At 71.6% G+C, this 15623-nt stretch carries 13 protein-coding genes; 6 read left to right on the top strand and 7 right to left on the bottom strand.

Annotation, left to right across the window (positions count from 1 at the left end; genetic code table 11):
* Positions 1-16: 16 nt before the first annotated feature.
* Positions 17-2506: an ABC transporter family substrate-binding protein gene (locus tag ACFV9D_RS15445; RefSeq protein ID WP_385145587.1), complete on the bottom strand. Its 2490-nt coding sequence runs from the start codon at positions 2504-2506 to the stop codon at positions 17-19.
* 261 nt (positions 2507-2767) lie between these two features.
* Between ACFV9D_RS15445 and ACFV9D_RS15440 the strand changes: the two genes are divergently transcribed.
* Genes ACFV9D_RS15440 through ACFV9D_RS15425 form a run of 4 tightly spaced genes read left to right on the top strand, consistent with a single transcriptional unit; the run spans position 2768 to position 6496 of the window.
* Positions 2768-2998, top strand: coding sequence for a hypothetical protein (locus tag ACFV9D_RS15440; RefSeq protein WP_385145585.1), 231 nt, complete (start codon positions 2768-2770; stop codon positions 2996-2998).
* Between the two features lie 9 nt (positions 2999-3007).
* The gene (locus tag ACFV9D_RS15435) at positions 3008-3844 is read left to right on the top strand and encodes a hypothetical protein (RefSeq protein WP_385145583.1); all 837 of its coding nucleotides are present in this window, start codon (positions 3008-3010) and stop codon (positions 3842-3844) included.
* A gap of 1 nt (position 3845) precedes the next feature.
* Positions 3846-5729: a fumarate reductase/succinate dehydrogenase flavoprotein subunit gene (locus ACFV9D_RS15430; RefSeq protein WP_385145581.1), complete on the top strand. Its 1884-nt coding sequence runs from the start codon at positions 3846-3848 to the stop codon at positions 5727-5729.
* Entirely contained in the window at positions 5726-6496 is a 771-nt protein-coding gene (locus ACFV9D_RS15425; protein WP_385145579.1) for a succinate dehydrogenase/fumarate reductase iron-sulfur subunit, read from the top strand. Before ACFV9D_RS15430 ends, ACFV9D_RS15425 begins: the two co-directional genes overlap by 4 nt.
* A gap of 20 nt (positions 6497-6516) precedes the next feature.
* On the opposite strand, the gene ACFV9D_RS15420 is transcribed toward ACFV9D_RS15425, so the two are convergent.
* Positions 6517-7536, bottom strand: coding sequence for a hypothetical protein (locus tag ACFV9D_RS15420; RefSeq protein ID WP_385145577.1), 1020 nt, complete (start codon positions 7534-7536; stop codon positions 6517-6519).
* Positions 7537-7672: 136 nt separating this feature from the next.
* Here ACFV9D_RS15420 and ACFV9D_RS15415 point away from each other — a divergent pair, with 136 nt between their 5' ends.
* Both ACFV9D_RS15415 and ACFV9D_RS15410 read left to right on the top strand, forming a co-directional pair.
* A complete protein-coding gene (locus ACFV9D_RS15415) occupies positions 7673-9772 on the top strand; it encodes a TPM domain-containing protein (protein WP_385145575.1) in 2100 nt (699 codons plus the stop codon).
* A gap of 44 nt (positions 9773-9816) precedes the next feature.
* On the top strand, positions 9817-10524 hold the full coding sequence (locus ACFV9D_RS15410; protein ID WP_385145573.1) for a PspA/IM30 family protein: 708 nt from the start codon (positions 9817-9819) through the stop codon (positions 10522-10524).
* Between the two features lie 89 nt (positions 10525-10613).
* Here the strand turns inward: ACFV9D_RS15410 and ACFV9D_RS15405 are convergent, their stop codons facing one another.
* From ACFV9D_RS15405 to ACFV9D_RS15385, 5 genes are all read right to left on the bottom strand, one after another.
* On the bottom strand, positions 10614-13193 hold the full coding sequence (locus tag ACFV9D_RS15405) for a SpoIIE family protein phosphatase (RefSeq protein WP_385145571.1): 2580 nt from the start codon (positions 13191-13193) through the stop codon (positions 10614-10616).
* 148 nt (positions 13194-13341) lie between these two features.
* A complete protein-coding gene (locus tag ACFV9D_RS15400; RefSeq protein WP_385145569.1) occupies positions 13342-13761 on the bottom strand; it encodes an ATP-binding protein in 420 nt (139 codons plus the stop codon).
* A 143-nt stretch (positions 13762-13904) separates the two neighbouring features.
* Positions 13905-14348: a (deoxy)nucleoside triphosphate pyrophosphohydrolase gene (locus ACFV9D_RS15395; RefSeq protein WP_385145567.1), complete on the bottom strand. Its 444-nt coding sequence runs from the start codon at positions 14346-14348 to the stop codon at positions 13905-13907.
* A gap of 32 nt (positions 14349-14380) precedes the next feature.
* Positions 14381-14560: an SPOR domain-containing protein gene (locus tag ACFV9D_RS15390; RefSeq protein WP_385145565.1), complete on the bottom strand. Its 180-nt coding sequence runs from the start codon at positions 14558-14560 to the stop codon at positions 14381-14383.
* Between the two features lie 310 nt (positions 14561-14870).
* Positions 14871-15623 (bottom strand): GntR family transcriptional regulator, encoded by a 753-nt coding sequence (locus tag ACFV9D_RS15385; RefSeq protein WP_385145564.1) that lies wholly within the window; start codon positions 15621-15623, stop codon positions 14871-14873.

The raw sequence follows: 15623 nt of genomic DNA, 5'->3' as shown, positions 1-15623 counted from the left end.
TGACCTGCACTTTCGGCTATTTCTTGGTGTTGCGCTCCGCCCCCTTGGCGGATTCGGGCTTCTTGAACCCGATGTCCTGGTAGCGCGGGGCCGCGAAGCCCCAGGCACCCGCGTTCACGAGCTCCTGCTTGGCCGCCACCAGCTGGGGGCGCTGGTAGAGGGGAATCGATCCGGCAGCGGCCCAGATCCGGGCGTCGGCCTGGCGGACCAGGTCACGGGCCTCCTCCTCGTCGAGCGTGGCCACCGCCTGGTCGAACAGCTGGTCGATACGGTCGGTGCCGACCCGGGCGTAGTTCTGCTCGACCAGGAGGGAGCCGTCCGAGGCCGGCTCGGGCTTGGCGAAGATCGGCCGGGCGTCCGTCGCCGGGAAGGCGGAGGCGGGCCAGGAGTAGAGGGCCAGGTCGTAGTCGCCGGAGGCGATGTGGTCCTTGAAGAAGCTGTCGTCCGCGACCTTGGTGATCTCGGTGCGGATGCCGACGGCGTCGAGCATCTGCACGATCTTGTCGCCGACCGCCCGGAGCGACTCCGAGCCGGGGCCCGAAGGCAGGACGAAGCGCAGGCTGAGGGCCTTGCCGTCCTTCCCCAGGGCCTGGCCGGCGGCCGCAGGGACGGCGGGGGCGGCGGTTCCGAGCGGAGCGTAGGCGCCCGCGACGCCGCTTTCGGGCTTGGCCGGGTTCTGGGCCTTGGCCTTGGCCTTGGCCTCGGTCGTGGTGGCGGCGTCGGCGGCGACGGGGGCGGTGTCGAGCAGGGCGGCCTGGCGGAGCAGGGCCATGTTCTGCAGGGCGGCGCCGGGGGCCGGGGCGAGGATGTTGGTGCCGCTCTCGGGGCCGGCGACGCCGATCTCGGGCTCGCTCGCCTTGCCGTCGTCGCGGGCCGCGGTGCCGCCCGGCTTGTCGTCGCCGACGATGTAGAGGCCGTCGTCGGAGGCGGCGTCGGCCGCGGGCTTCTTGGCCTTGTCCGCCTGCTCCGCCTTGTCCGCGCCGCGCGCCTTGTCCACCTTGTCCGCCTCGGGCTTCTTCTCGGCGGGTTCCTTCTTGTTCGTGTCCTTCTTGTTCGTGTCCTTGCTCTCCGCCTCGCTGCCCGCCTTCGTCCCGGCCGGCTTCTTGGCCGCGCCGCCCGGCACCCAGCCCGCGTCCGCGAGCAGCGCCCGCGCCTCCTTGGCGTCCTGGTCGCCGAGCGCGTCGCTGCTGTCCGCGTACGCCGACTGCCCGGCCAGGGCCAGGTGGCTGCCGGGCGGGTCGGCGGGCAGCCCCAGCGGCTTGAGTACGGCTTCGGCCAGTGCCCGGCGGTCGAGCGCGCGCGCCACCGCCCGCCGTACCCGCTCGTCGGCCAGCGGACCGGACTCGCCGTTCAGCGAGAGCTGCGTGTACGCCGGCTCCAGCGACTTGCGCACCACGAACGCCCCGAGCGCCCGCTGCTCGGCCGTGTAGCGGTCGATGGCCTGCTGGTTCTTCTTGCGGGCGGCCTGAACGGCCTCCGCCTTCTCCTCGTCGGAGCCGTTCGCCACCGCCCAGGACTTCAGGGCCACCGAGGGGGTGAGAGCGGCGCCGGGGCCGTGGGCGAGGGCCTGTCCGCCGCCCTGGCCGGCCCGGGTGTCCCGTACGGCGAGCGCGATGCGGTCCGCCGCGGACCGATCGATCTCGGCCAGATCGAGCTTGCCTGCGGCCAGCGCGGTGACGCGCTCGGCGCGCGGTACGGCCTTCAGGACGAGCTGGTCGAGCTTGGCGGGCTGACCCCACCAGCGGGGGTTGCGGACCAGGGTGAGGGTGCCGGCCGCGCGGTTGGCCGCCTTGAGCTGGAACGGGCCCGCGGTCGACTTCAGGGCCGTGCGCGCGCCGTCGTTGAAGCCGGCCGGGGACCCCATCACCTCCTTCGGGTAGAGGGGGGTGAAGAGGGACTGCCAGTCGGCGTACGGCTTGGCGAAGGTGACCCGTACCTCCAGGTCGTTCTTGCCGCGCTCGATCTTCTCGATCCGCTCGTAGCCGGAGTTGCGAGCCGTCCAGTACGCGGTGTCCCGGCCGTTCAGGGCCCGCCACTGCGCGACGAAGTCGGGGGCACCGATCTCCCGGCCGTCGCTCCACACCGCCTGCTGGTTGAGCTTGTAGAGGACGACCTGCTTCGGCTCCGTCTCGACCACCTGCGCGGATTCCAGGTAGTCCGGGTTGCGCTGCGGCCGGCCGCGCTCGTCGAGGGTGTAGAGGGAGGGGAGTACGGCTCCGGTGACGCGCGAGGTGCTGCCGTCGGCGTCCGCCTGGAAGGCGTTGAGCGTGGTGGGCATCGCGTCCACGGCCCAGTTCAGGGTTCCGCCGTCGGCCACCCGGTCGCGCGCGGCGGGCGCGTGGTCCGGGGCGGCCGCCCGGGCCTCGTCGGCCTCGTCACCGGAGCTGCAGCCGGCCAGGACCGAGATCGCGAGCACCGCGCTGGTGAGGGTGGCGACGGAGCGGAGCGTGCGGGAGCGGGGGCTCCTGGAGCATGTCCTCCCGCGAGGGGCGCCGACCTGGGACATGACTTGTACCCCTTCGTCCAGTTTTATGGCATTTGGCGATGATCACACCTATTGCTCATACACTGAAAAGGACGGATCGGATCAGGCCACGGCGACACGACGGCGGGGCGGACAAACCCCACCCATGCGGCCCAACCGCCGGGCGGCGCGGCTCACCGGACGAGTGGAATCCCGTACACATGGCTTCACAAAGCGGGATGTGACGCGCGACACTCTCAGGCGCGTGTTCGCCACCCGCACTCGCGGAAGTGAGGGCAATCCATGTCCCTTCAGGACGATTTGGCGGCCGTCAAGCGCTGCCTCGAAGACCTGGTCCGTACGGTCGGACAGCTGGAACGCAGCATCGCGGCAGAGCGGGGCGCCCCCTCGCCACCGACCCCTGGTCGGCCCGAGAACATCGTGACGATCCCCGACACCCCCTATGACAGCGGGCTATGGGGGTCGGACACGGACGACGAGGGCCTGGGAGCACGCGACCGGCACGCGCCCTAGGAGACCTCCTTGGCCACAGGAACCGAACCGCCCTCCACCGGAAGGGGAGTGCCCGCCACCGGGGTGCACTCCCCCTCCCGTGCGGCGATCGCCCCCCGCCATCTACGGACCGACCGCTGGTGGCTGGCGCCCGCCGCCACCGCGGCCGGACTGCTCGCCTTCATCGCCTACTCCACCTGGCGAGCCTTCGCCAACAGCGACTACTACGCCGCCCCGTACGTCTCGCCGTTCTACTCGCCGTGTCTGGCGGAGAACTGCGTCCCGATGCAGGACGGGCCCAACTGGGAGATCTTCGGCAGCTGGTGGGGCCTCTCCCCCGCCCTGCTGATCCTGATCTTCCCGCTCGGCTTCCGACTGACCTGCTACTACTACCGCAAGGCGTATTACCGGGGCTTCTGGGCCTCGCCTCCGGCCTGCGCGGTCGCCGAGCCGCATACGGCGTACACCGGCGAGACGCGCTTCCCGCTGATCCTGCAGAACATCCACCGGTACTTCTTCTACGCCGCGCTCCCGGTCGCCGCGATCCTCACGTACGACACGGTGCTGACCTTCCGGGACTCCTCCTACGCGTGGGGTCACGCGGGCCTCGGGACCGTGATCTTCCTGGTCAACATCGTGCTGATCTGGGCGTACACCCTGTCCTGCCACTCCTGCCGGCACATCGTCGGCGGGCGGCTGCGGCACTTCTCCCGGCATCCGGTGCGCTACCGCCTGTGGAGCCTGGTGGGGAAGCTGAATACCCGTCACATGGTGCTCGCCTGGGCCTCGTTGGTCTCGGTGGCGCTCTGTGATCTGTACGTGTACCTGCTCGCCACCGGCGCATTCGACGACCCGAGGATCTTCTGACATGGCTCAAGTCGAACGGCAGCAGTGGGACGTGGTCGTGGTCGGCGCGGGCGGTGCCGGGCTGCGGGCCGCGATCGAGGCGCGCGAGCGGGGCGCCCGTACCGCCGTGATCTGCAAGTCGCTCTTCGGCAAGGCCCATACGGTGATGGCCGAGGGCGGCATTGCCGCGTCCATGGCCAACGTCAACGCCCACGACAACTGGCAGGTCCACTTCCGCGACACCATGCGCGGCGGGAAGTTCCTCAACCAGTGGCGGATGGCGGAGCTGCACGCGCGCGAGGCCCCGGAGCGGGTGTGGGAGCTGGAGGCGTGGGGGGCCCTCTTCGACCGTACGCCGGACGGCCGGATCTCCCAGCGCAACTTCGGCGGGCACGAGTACCCGCGGCTCGCGCACGTCGGCGACCGGACGGGTCTGGAGCTGATCCGCACGCTCCAGCAGAAGACCGTCGCGCTCCAGCAGGAGGACTTCCGGGAGAGCGGGGAGTACGAGTCGCGGCTGAAGGTCTTCCAGGAGTGCACGGTCACCCGGATCCTGAAGGACGATTCCGGGCGGGTGAGCGGGGTCTTCTGCTACGAGCGGGAGACCGGGCGCTTCTTCGTCCTGGAGGCACCGGCCGTGGTGCTGGCCACCGGCGGGATCGGCAAGTCCTTCAAGGTGACGTCCAACTCCTGGGAGTACACGGGCGACGGGCACGCGCTCGCGCTGCTCGCGGGCGCGCCGCTGGTGAACATGGAGTTCGTGCAGTTCCATCCGACCGGGATGGTCTGGCCGCCGTCGGTGAAGGGGATCCTGGTCACCGAGTCCGTGCGCGGGGACGGGGGCGTGCTGCGCAACTCCGAGGGCAAGCGGTTCATGTTCGACTACGTGCCCGACGTCTTCAAGGAGAAGTACGCGCAGACGGAGGAGGAGGGCGACCGCTGGTACGAGGACCCGGACAACAACCGGCGCCCGCCCGAGCTGCTGCCGCGCGACGAGGTGGCGCGGGCCATCAACGCGGAGGTGAAGGCGGGGCGGGGCTCTCCGCACGGCGGGGTGTTCCTGGACGTGTCGACGCGGATGCCGGCCGAGGTGATCAAGCGGCGGCTGCCGTCGATGTACCACCAGTTCAAGGAGCTGGCGGACGTCGACATCACGGCGGAGGCGATGGAGGTCGGGCCGACCTGTCACTACGTGATGGGCGGCATCGCGGTCGACTCGGAATCGGCGGCCACGGTGGGGGTTCCGGGGCTCTTCGCGGCCGGTGAGGTCGCGGGTGGCATGCACGGCTCCAACCGGCTCGGCGGCAACTCGCTCTCCGACCTGCTCGTCTTCGGGCGGCGGGCGGGGTGGCACGCGGCGGAGTACGCGACGTCCGCCGAACGCCATGGCGTCTCGGAGGCCGGGATCGACGCGGCGGCCGCGGAGGCGCTGGCTCCCTTCGGCGCGGCGCAGGAGGCTTCCGCCGAGAACCCGTACACCCTCCACCAGGAGCTCCAGCAGACGATGAACGACCTCGTCGGCATCATCCGGCGGGAGGGTGAGATGGCCGAGGCCCTGGAGCGCATCGCCGAGCTGCGGCTCCGGGCGCGGCGGGCCGGGGTCGAGGGGCACCGACAGTTCAACCCCGGCTGGCACCTGGCGCTCGACCTGCGGAACATGCTGCTGGTGAGCGAGTGCGTGGCCCGGGCGGCGCTGGAGCGGACCGAGAGCCGGGGCGGGCACACCCGGGAGGACTACCCGTCGATGGAGCGGGCGTGGCGTCCGGTGAACCTGCTCTGCCACCCGGCGGAGGACGGCATCGCGCTCGAACGGACCCGTACCGAATCCATTCGTCCGGACCTGCTCGCACTCTTCGAGAAGGAGGAGCTGGTCAAGTACCTCGCCGAAGAGGAGCTCTACGAGTGAGCAGCTACCAGGCCGCGTTCAAGGTGTGGCGCGGCGACACGGGCGGCGGGGATCTGACGGACTTCACGGTCGAGGTGAACGACGGCGAGGTGGTGCTCGACATCATCCACCGGTTGCAGGCCACACAGGCACCGGATCTGGCTGTGCGCTGGAACTGCAAGGCGGGCAAGTGCGGTTCGTGCTCGGCCGAGATCAACGGCCGGCCGCGGCTGATGTGCATGACCCGGATGTCCACCTTCGACCGCGCGGAGACCATCACCGTCACCCCGCTGCGGGCCTTCCCGGTCGTCCGCGACCTGGTGACGGACGTGTCCTTCAACTACGCCAAGGCGCGGGAGATCCCGGCCTTCGTGCCGCCCGCTGGTCTCGCCCCGGGCGAGTACCGGATGCGGCAGATGGACGTGGCGCGCTCGCAGGAGTTCCGCAAGTGCATCGAGTGCTTCCTGTGCCAGGACACCTGTCATGTGGTGCGGGACCACGAGGAGAACAAGTCGGCGTTCGCCGGACCGCGATTCCTGATGCGGGTGGCGGAGCTGGACATGCACCCGCTGGACGCCGCCGAGGAGGCGGGCCTCGATCGGAAGCGGACCGCCCAGGAGGACCACGGGCTCGGGTACTGCAACATCACGAAGTGCTGTACGGAGGTGTGCCCGGAGGACATCAAGATCACCGACAACGCGCTGATCCCCCTCAAGGAGCGGGCCGTGGACGTCAAGTACGACCCGCTGGTGTGGCTGGGCAACAAGATCCGCAGGCGGGAGACGTAGGGCCGCCGATCCGGTCGGGATCAGTGCCAGCCCTCGCGGTAGGCCGCCCAGTCCTCCTCCTTCGCGGCGAAGTCGACGTAGAGCGCGACGCCGAACCGTTCGCGGTCGTGGTCCGTGCGCCCCAGGCCCAGCCGGGTGCCGCGGATCGCGGCCGCGACCGTCTCCGCCGAGTCGTGGTGGCCGAGGTCGTCCTCGTGGAAGAACGGCAGACCCATGAGCAGGTCGGTGTCCTCGGGCGTGACCTCGAGGGCGAGGCTGGTCTGCTGGGCGACGTAGCCGCCGTACAGGCTCTCCAGCGGCATCCAGGTGTCGTACGACATGACGGCGATCTGGTCGACGCGCCGGGCGACCTGGCCGAAGAACTCCTGCGACCACCATTTCTCGCTGCCGGTGAGCGCTCCGTTCACCGAGTGCAGGGCGGGCAGCGGATCGATCTGGTGGGCGGCGACGGAGAGCGGGGCCTTGCGGGCCCTGGTCAGCTCGCCCAGGTCGTCGAGCAGGGAGAGGTAGTGCGCGTCGTCGGAGTGCAGGGGCTCCAGGTCGAAGTGGACCCCCTCGAAGCCGGCGTCGAGGATCTGTCGGGCCGATCCCACCACGGCCGCGCGCGAGGCCGCGTCCTCCAGGCGCAGTCCCTCGGGGCCCTCGGTGGCCAGGATGTCTCCCAGCCAGGCGTGCACCCGAATGCCGGGCATCGTCCGGTGCACGCCGTCGATCAGCCAGGCCGCGCGCGGGTACCGCGCCGCGGGGAGGGTGCCGTCGTGCTCCAGCGGACCGGCGTGGACATAGAGGTCGCGTATCCCCGTGCCCTTGATCCGGGCGGCGAAGGCCGCGAGGTCGGCGTCCTTCTTCCGCCCGTCCACCCAGGCGTGGCCCAGCCAGATGGCATCCTTGCCGCGGGACTGCGTCCCCTCGCGGAGGTCGCCCGCGTAGTTGATCCGCAGGGCGACCGCACTTCCGCCGAGCGGCAGCACCAGGAGCAGGACGAGGCCGAGGACGACCCAACGCCCCCGCCGCCACCAGCCGCGTACGCGTCCGTTCACCCGTGCCCCCAAGATCGTCGACGTCGTGATCACCCACCCTAGAGGCGGCTACCGACAGTGACGCTCAGGGCGGAGAAACGGTTTCCGCCCGGTCGCGGGTGGCAAGACCGGGACATAACCTCCCCATGTGACGCGAATGGCCACCCGAATCCTCCTCGCGGTGCTGGTGGCGGCGTGGTGGCTGGTCGTGCCCGCCGCGCACGGCGCCCGCGCCGACGACCCGGTCGTCCTGTCCCGCGAGGGGCAGATCACCGACACGGTGGGGGCGCTGGGTGACCGCCGCAGCGCGGTGGTCCAGGCCCTGGACCAGCTCTACGACGACCGGCGGGTGCAGCTCTTCGTCGTCTACGTACGGGACTTCTCCGGGCGTTCGGCCCAGAACTGGGCCGACGCGACGGCCGAGCGCAACGGTCTGGGCATCAACGACGCCCTGCTCGCGGTGGCCACGCACGACCGGCAGTACGGCTACTCGGCGGACCCCGGCTCCCGCTTCACCCAGGCACAACTCGACGACGTGGCGACCACCGCGATCGAGCCCGCGCTGCGCCAGAACGACTGGGCCGGGGCCGCGATCGGCGCGGCGAACGGCTACGGCGCCGTGCTCGCCGGACAGCCCGTGCCCGCACCCACCCTCACCCCGGGCCCCGCCGATCCCGGCGGCACGACGGACGAGGGCAGCTCGGGGACGGACCTGGTACTTCCGGTCGTCCTCATCGGCGGGGCGGGCGCCGTCGCGGCGTACGCCTGGACCAAGCGGCGCCGGCGGACCGGGGCGGCGGGCGGCACGAAGCCGCACGCGGGGCAGGGCTGGGGCACGACGAAGGAACCCGCGCAGGTCCCGCTGGACCAGCTGGACGGCCAGGCCCGGCAGGTGCTGGTCGCCACCGACGACGCCGTCCGCACGAGCCAGGAGGAACTCGGCTTCGCGAGCGCCCAGTTCGGCGACGAGGCGGTGAAGCCGTTCACCGACGCGGTGGCGTTCGCGAAGGAAGAGCTGACGGCCGCGTTCCGGCTGCGGCAGAAGCTCGACGACGCCTTTCCCGAGGACGACGCGACCCGGCGTTCGATGCTCGACGAGATCATCCGGCGGTGCGGCGAGGCGAACACCCGCCTCGACGCGGAGTCCGAGGACTTCGACCGGCTGCGTGCCCTGGAACGCAACGCCCCCGAGGCGCTGGCCACCGCGGAGGCCGCGTTCCGCGAGCAGACCGGGCAGGTCGGTACGGCGGAGGCGGCGCTGACCGCGATGCGCGAGCGGTACGCCGAGTCGGCGGCCTCCCCCGTCGCGAGCGATGTCGAGCAGGCCAAGGACCGGCTGGTGTTCGCGAGGACCAACCTCGACCAGGCGCGACAGGCGGTCGACGCGGGCGAAAACGGCCTCGCCGCGGTACACATCCGCGCCGCCGAGGGAGCCGTCGACCAGGCGGCGCGGCTCAGCGAGGCCGTGGACCGGAGGGCCCGGGAACTGGCGGAGGCGGTCGGCAGACTGCCGACCGCGCTGGACGAGATCGAGGCCGACCTCGCCGACGCCCGCGGCCTGCTCCAGGGCACGGCGGAGGGGGTCTCCACCGCCGACATCCAGGGCCGTATCGCCCGGGCGGAGTCCGTCGTCGCCGATGTGCGGCGGACGGTGGACGCGGGCCGCTACGACCCGCTCGACGCGCTGCGGCGCATCGAGGAGGCCGACACGGCGCTCGACCAGGCGCTGGAGGGCGCGCGGGCGCGTGAGTCGGGCACGCGGCGCGCCCGCGCGCTCCTCGATCAGGTGATGCTGACCGCCCGTTCCGCGATCGGGGCGGCCGCCGACTACATCACGACGCACCGCGGGGCGGTCGGCGCAGAGGCCCGTACGCGACTGGCCGAGGCCCAGCGCCGGCTGGAGAAGGCCACGGCGCTCGCCGACGCCGAGGATCCGCAGGCCGCCCTCGCCGAGGCCCAGCAGGCGGACACGTTGGCACGGCGGGCGCAGGACCTCGCCGAGCAGGACGTCCGCACGTATGGGAACCCGAACGGTCTGGGCGGTGTAACAGGGGTAGGAGGTGGCGGCGGCGGGCTCGGCGGTGCGGTGCTCGGCGGCATCATCCTCGGCGGACTGTTCGGCGGAGGCTCCGGTGGGGGTTCCGGCAGAGGCGGAGGGGGTTTCGGTGGTTTCGGAGGCGGAGGTTTCGGCGGCGGGCCCGGCAGCTTCGGCGGCGGGGACACCCGCGGCCGGCTGGGCGGCGGTGGCCGTTTCTGACCATGCCGGCCAAGGCACGCTCATCGCGTTCAAGGAGAAGAAGCATGACCAAGCAGACGATCCTCGGCCGTGTCGCCCAGCTGGCGAAGGCCAACATCAACGCCCTGCTGGACCAGGCCGAGGACCCGCAGAAGATGCTGGACCAGCTGATCCGCGACTACAGCAGCAACATCGCGGAGGCGGAGGAGGCGGTGGCGTCGACGATCGGCAATCTGCGGCTGATGGAGCAGGACCACCAGGAGGACGTCGAGGCGGCGAAGGAGTGGGGCGAGAAGGCCCTGGCCGCGAGCCGGAAGGCGGACGCGTTGCGGGCGGGCGGAAAGACGGCGGAGGCGGACACGTTCGACAACCTGGCGAAGGTCGCGCTGGGACGCCAGCTCCAGTCGGAGAAGGAGGCGAAGACGGCCGAGCCGACGATCGCCGCGCAGACCGAGGTCGTCGGCAAGCTCAGGAGCGGCCTGGACCAGATGAAGACCAAGCTGAACGAGGTCCAGGCGAAGCGGGACGAGCTGGTGGCGCGGGCCACGTCCGCGCAGGCGCAGAACCGGATGATGGACGCGGTGAAGAACATCGACGTCCTGGACCCGACGAGCGAGCTGAGCCGGTTCGAGGACAAGGTGCGCCGCGAGGAGGCGAAGGCCATGGGCAAGCAGGAGTTGGCCGCCTCCTCGCTGGACGCGCAGTTCGAGCAACTGGACGCTCTCGGCGACAGCGCGGAGATCGAGGCCCGGCTCGCGGCGCTCAAGCGGTAGCACTCACTCCGCGGGTCCGGGCCATGGCGTCGGCCATGGTCCTGGTCCTGGTCCTGGCCGGCCGGGCCCGCGGGGTGGTGCGGCGCTGGTCAGAACATGCTGAGCAGCTGCTCCACGGTCGGCTCCGCGGCGTCGTCGCCGTCCGGCAGGGGCAGTTCGAACCAGACGGTCTTGCCGCGGGGGGTGCGGCGCGAGCCCCAGGCGGCGCTGAGGAGTCCGACCAGCTGCAGTCCGCGCCCGCCCTCGTCGGTGTCCCGGGCTCGGCGACGCCTCGGCTGGACCAGGCCGGCGTCCCAGACCTCGCAGACCAGGGTGCGGTCGCGCAGCAGCCGCAGCCGGATCTCGCCCTCGCCGTAGCGAAGGGCGTTGGTGACCAGTTCACTGACGAGCAGTTCGACGGTGTCCACCAGCGCTTCGAGGTCCCAGGCGGTGAGCTGGGCCCGGGCCAGTTCGCGGGCCCGGCCGACCGAGCGGGGTTCTCTCGGCAGCCGCCAGTCCCCCACCGCGTCGCACGGCAGTCCCTGGATACGGGCCATGAGGAGGGCGATGTCGTCCTCACCGTGCCCGGTGTCGAGGGTGGTCAGGACGCGGTCGCAGACGTCCTCGAGGGGGCGCGCCGATTCGGTGAGGGCGCTGCGGAAGGCGCTCAGGCCCTCGTCGAGGGGATGGTCGCGGGACTCGACGAGTCCGTCGGTGTAGAGGGCGAGCAGCGAGCCTTCGGACAGTTCGACCTCCACCTCCTCGAAGGGTTCGCCGCCGACGCCGAGCGGCATTCCCGGCGGCACGTCGAGCAGCATCGCCTTCTCGCCGGGTTCGACGAGCACCGGCGGCAGATGGCCGGCGTTGGCGAAGGTGCAGCGCCGGGTGACGGGGTCGTAGACGGCGTAGACGCAGGTGGCGAGGTAGACCTCGGAGAGTTCGGGGCCACGGGCCTTGTGGGCGCGGGCGCTCTGCTGGGCTCCGGCGGGGGCGCCGAGGCCGCGGGCGATCTCGTCGAGGTGGGAGAGGACCTCGGCGGGTTCGAGGTCGAGCTGGGCGAGCGTACGGACGGCGGTGCGCAGTTCGCCCATGGCGACGGCGGCCCGCAGACCGCGGCCCATGACGTCTCCGATGACCAGTGCGGTGCGGTGGCCGGGGAGTTCGATCACGTCGAACCAGTCGCCGCCGACCTCGGTGGCCGTGGTGCCGGGGAGGTAGCGGCAGGCGATGTCCAGGCCGGCGGCCTCGGGGTCGCCGGGCGGGAGCAGGCTGCGCTGCAGGATCAGGGCCCGCTCGTGCTCGCGGCGGTAGAGGCGGGCGTTGTCGATGCAGACCGCCGCGCGGGCGGCCAGTTCGACGGCGAGGGCCCGGTCCCGCTCGCCGAAGGACTCGCTGCCCTTGGCGCGGGAGAACTGCACGAGGCCGACGACGGTGTCGTGAGCGACCATCGGCACCACGAGGGTGGAGTGGACGAGGCTGCCTTCGCCGCCCGGCACGGCTCTGACCCGGCCGGTGCGCAGAGCTCCGGCGCAGGGCGAGTTGAAGGGGTAGCGGTGGACGGAGCCGACCTCGACGGCTCCGGTGCCGCAACAGCTGTCGTCCGCGCCGGTGCCGACGACCGTCTCGTGGGCCCTGAGCGGGGTGTCGGAGATGGCGCTGGCAAAGGCGACCCGGCGCAGTTCGGCGCTGCCCGCCCCGTAGCCCACGTCGTGGGAGTTGCCCCAGCGTCCGGGCGGGGCCTCGTCCCCGGTCAGCAGGCCCTGGTAGAGATCGACGGAGGCGAGGTCGCAGAAGCCGGGGACGGCGACGTCGAGCAGTTCGCGGGCGGTGGCCTCCAGGTCGAGGGAGTTGCCGATGCGGGCGCCCGCCTCGTTGAGGAGGGCGAGGTTGCGGCGGGCGCTGGCCGCCTCGCGGGCGGCGTTGTGGCGGCGGGTCACGTCGATGCCGAGCCCGGCGACGCCGACGGGCCGTCCCGAGCCGCCGTGCACGCGGTAGAGGTTGATCGACCAGTGGCGTCGGTCGGTGGAGCCCGGGGGCGCTCCGACGATCTGGAGCTCGGTGACGGACTCGCCGGTCTCCAGGACCCGCTGGAGCGCGGCGGTCATCCGCTCGGCCTCGGGGCGCGAGAGGTAGTCGTGGACGGTACGGCCCCGGTGGTCGTCGGCCGAGCCGCCGAAGACGGTGGCGAAGCGCTGGTTGGCCCGCTTCACGGTGAGGTCGGTGTCGAAGAGCAGAAAGCCGAACGGCGATTGGCCGAAAATGGCCTGCGAGGCGGCGAGGTCGGTCTCGATAGTCCGCAGGGCCCGGACATCGACGACGATGCACAGCGCGGCCCGCTCCCCCGACGGTGTCTCGCTCGGCATGACGTACATCTCGGCGATTCCGTCGGGGCGGTTCTGCCCCGGTATGCGGAAGGGGACGAGGCCCGTCCATTCCTTGCCGTCGAGGATCTCCGCGACCCGGCGCCGACCGCGCTCCCGCAGGTCGGGCGGCATGAACGCCTCGACGGGATCCTTGCCCATCGCCTCTTCGGCGGGCACGCCGAAGAGGTCCACGGCCCGGCGGCTCCACTGGTCGACGAGCCCGTCGGGTCCTATCGAGAAGGACGCGACCCGGATGTAGTCATAGATCGAGCCGGGCGGGCTGCTCTGCCACACGACGCCGCTCGCCGTCTCAGGTATCTCGCTCACGCGACCGTCCCCTCCAGCTCACCGCACCGGACCGGCCATGCCCGCAGTATTCAGCACTACGGCCCCCGACGGCACGACGTTCACGATCACAGGGTGGTCTCGTTCATTTCCGGCCGAGCCCCCGTTGATCGTTGTCCCTCCCCGTCTTCTAACCCGGCAGGGCCAGCTCGAACCACACTGTCTTGCCCGTCCTGCCCTTACGGGTGCCCCAGCGCCGGGCAGAACAGGCCACGAGCTGCAGCCCGCGACCGCCCTCGTCATCGGGGCCGGCGGCGCGTTCGGTGGGGGGATCCGGAAGCGGATCGGAGACTTCCACGAGAAGGGCGGGATGGTGGGCGGTGTCGTCCCCGTCCGGCTGGAGGTGGACGAGCCGGACGCCGATCGGGCCGGAGGCGTAGCGCAGGGAATTGGTCACGAGCTCGCTCACCAGCAGGATGGTGAGGTCACCCACCGCCGAGTCGATCCGCCAGGCCCGGAGTGTGTCGCGCACCGCGTGACGTGCGGTGCGCACGGCATTGGCTTCGGCAGGGAAGTACCACTCGGCGCAGTCGCCTTCGGTGTCGATCACGCCTGATCACTTCCCCAGCCCATCACCAGAAGGAAGGCCCACGTCCTATTTCGGGGGGTTAATCAGCACATACCCGATATTCAGGGCGGGATATCGCGGGGAGTGGACCAGTGGGCGCACGGTGGCACGAACGGCGTAGGGCCTCAGCCGTGCACTCCGTCCGCCGGGGCGGCCGGCAGTCGTCGCCCGGCCTCCGCGACGGCGGGTCGGTCCTGGTCGAGCCAGTCGACGGCGTCCAGCTCGTGGCGGGCCAGCCAACGCAGCTCGTCGTGGTCCTCCAGCGGGCTCGGCTCGCCGGAGAGCAGCCGGGCGGTCCACACCTGGAGGACGTAGCCGGGCTTCAGCGGCCACTCGCCGGGGATGCGCTCCCCCGGCTCGGTCTCGACGCCGAGTTCCTCGCGCAACTCCCGGACCAGGGCCTCCTCGGCGCTCTCCCCCGGCTCCAGCTTGCCGCCGGGCAGCTCCCAACGGCCCGCGAGCTCGGCGGGGGCGCTGCGGCGCGCGGCCAGCAGGCGCCCCCGGTCGTACAGGGCTCCGGCGACCACGACCACGTGGTCGGCCACGTGGTCGACAGGACGATCTGTCATGGTCCGGAGCTTAGGCGTTCAGGCCGCGGGGGTCAGACCGCGGGCTGGCCGATGCGCTCGACCCAGTAGAGCTGCTTGTGTCCGCGGTCGTCGAGGCTGTCGGCGACCTTCTGGGCCTCGTCCTTCGTCGCGTACCGCCCGACGCGATAGCGGTTGCCGTTGTCGTCCTGCCGTATGACCAGCCAGGGCAGAACAGGGCCGCTGTCGGTCATCGGGCTTCTCCCCTCGCCGGTCCGGTCGTCTCTAAGGATCTCCCTGAAATGGCAATCCGCATATGCCCGACCTTACGCCTGACCTTTACACAGCGGATACAGGTTTTCACAAAGAGGTACGGATCCGGCCGGGAAACGACGGAGGGAGGCCGAAGATCGGGCCCCGAGAGCGGGCCCGGGGACGGCCGGCGCCGACATCAGGGCAGGCCGGAGCAGCCCGGCACGGCTGCGACGGACGTCGCGGAGGACCTCGCCGAGGACGTCGCCACGGACGCGTCGAAGTGACCGAAGAAAGGGAGGAGCCTTCCGGCTATCGGACCGGCAGGTGGTAGGCAATCCGGTAGCGGTCGGCCGGGACGACGACGTCGGCCGTCTCCACCGCCCGCCCCGAGGCGTAGTAGGTCCGCTCGACCACCATCACCACATGACCCGGCACACCGCCGAGCGCCAGGAGCTCCTCCGCCAGCCCCGGGCGCGCGCCGACCTCCTCCACCACGTTGTCGACCACCACGTCGATCGCCGCCATCCGCTCGACGACCCCGCAACCGCCCAGCGGCCCCTCCTCGGGGAGCATCACGGGCGTGCGTCCGGTCACCGCGAGCGGCTCCCAGGAGGTGGAGAGCATCATCGGCTCACCCGCGTCCCGGTACACGTACCGCGTGCGCATCACCCGCTCCCCCGGCTCGATGCCGAGCCGCGCGGCCACGGCGGCGCTCGCCTGCTCCTGCTCGCTGGTGGACTCCCAGGTGCCCCGCGCGCCGTCGGCCGCCTGCTCCTGCCGGAAGGGGTTGGCACCGGACGGCGGCCGGTATCCGGAGCGGGCGATCCGGCGCGGCACCGGCCGCTCCCGCACGTACGTCCCCGAGCCCGAGCGGCCCTCGACGAGCCCCTCGGCCATGAGCACCTTGCGGGCTTCCAGCGCCACGGTGTCCGAGACCCCGTACTCCTCGCGGATGCGCGCCTGCGAGGGGAGTCGGGTATGCGGCGGCAGCGAGCCGTTGGCGATCTTCTCCCGGAGATCGCTCGCCACACGCAGATAGGCGGGCTGCTCACCGAACGTCAC

Source organism: Streptomyces sp. NPDC059875, assembly GCF_042731085.1.
Lineage (GTDB): Bacteria > Actinomycetota > Actinomycetes > Streptomycetales > Streptomycetaceae > Streptomyces.
The sequence above is the reverse complement of the archived record's forward strand: the minus strand, read 5'-3'. Positions and strand labels throughout refer to the sequence as shown.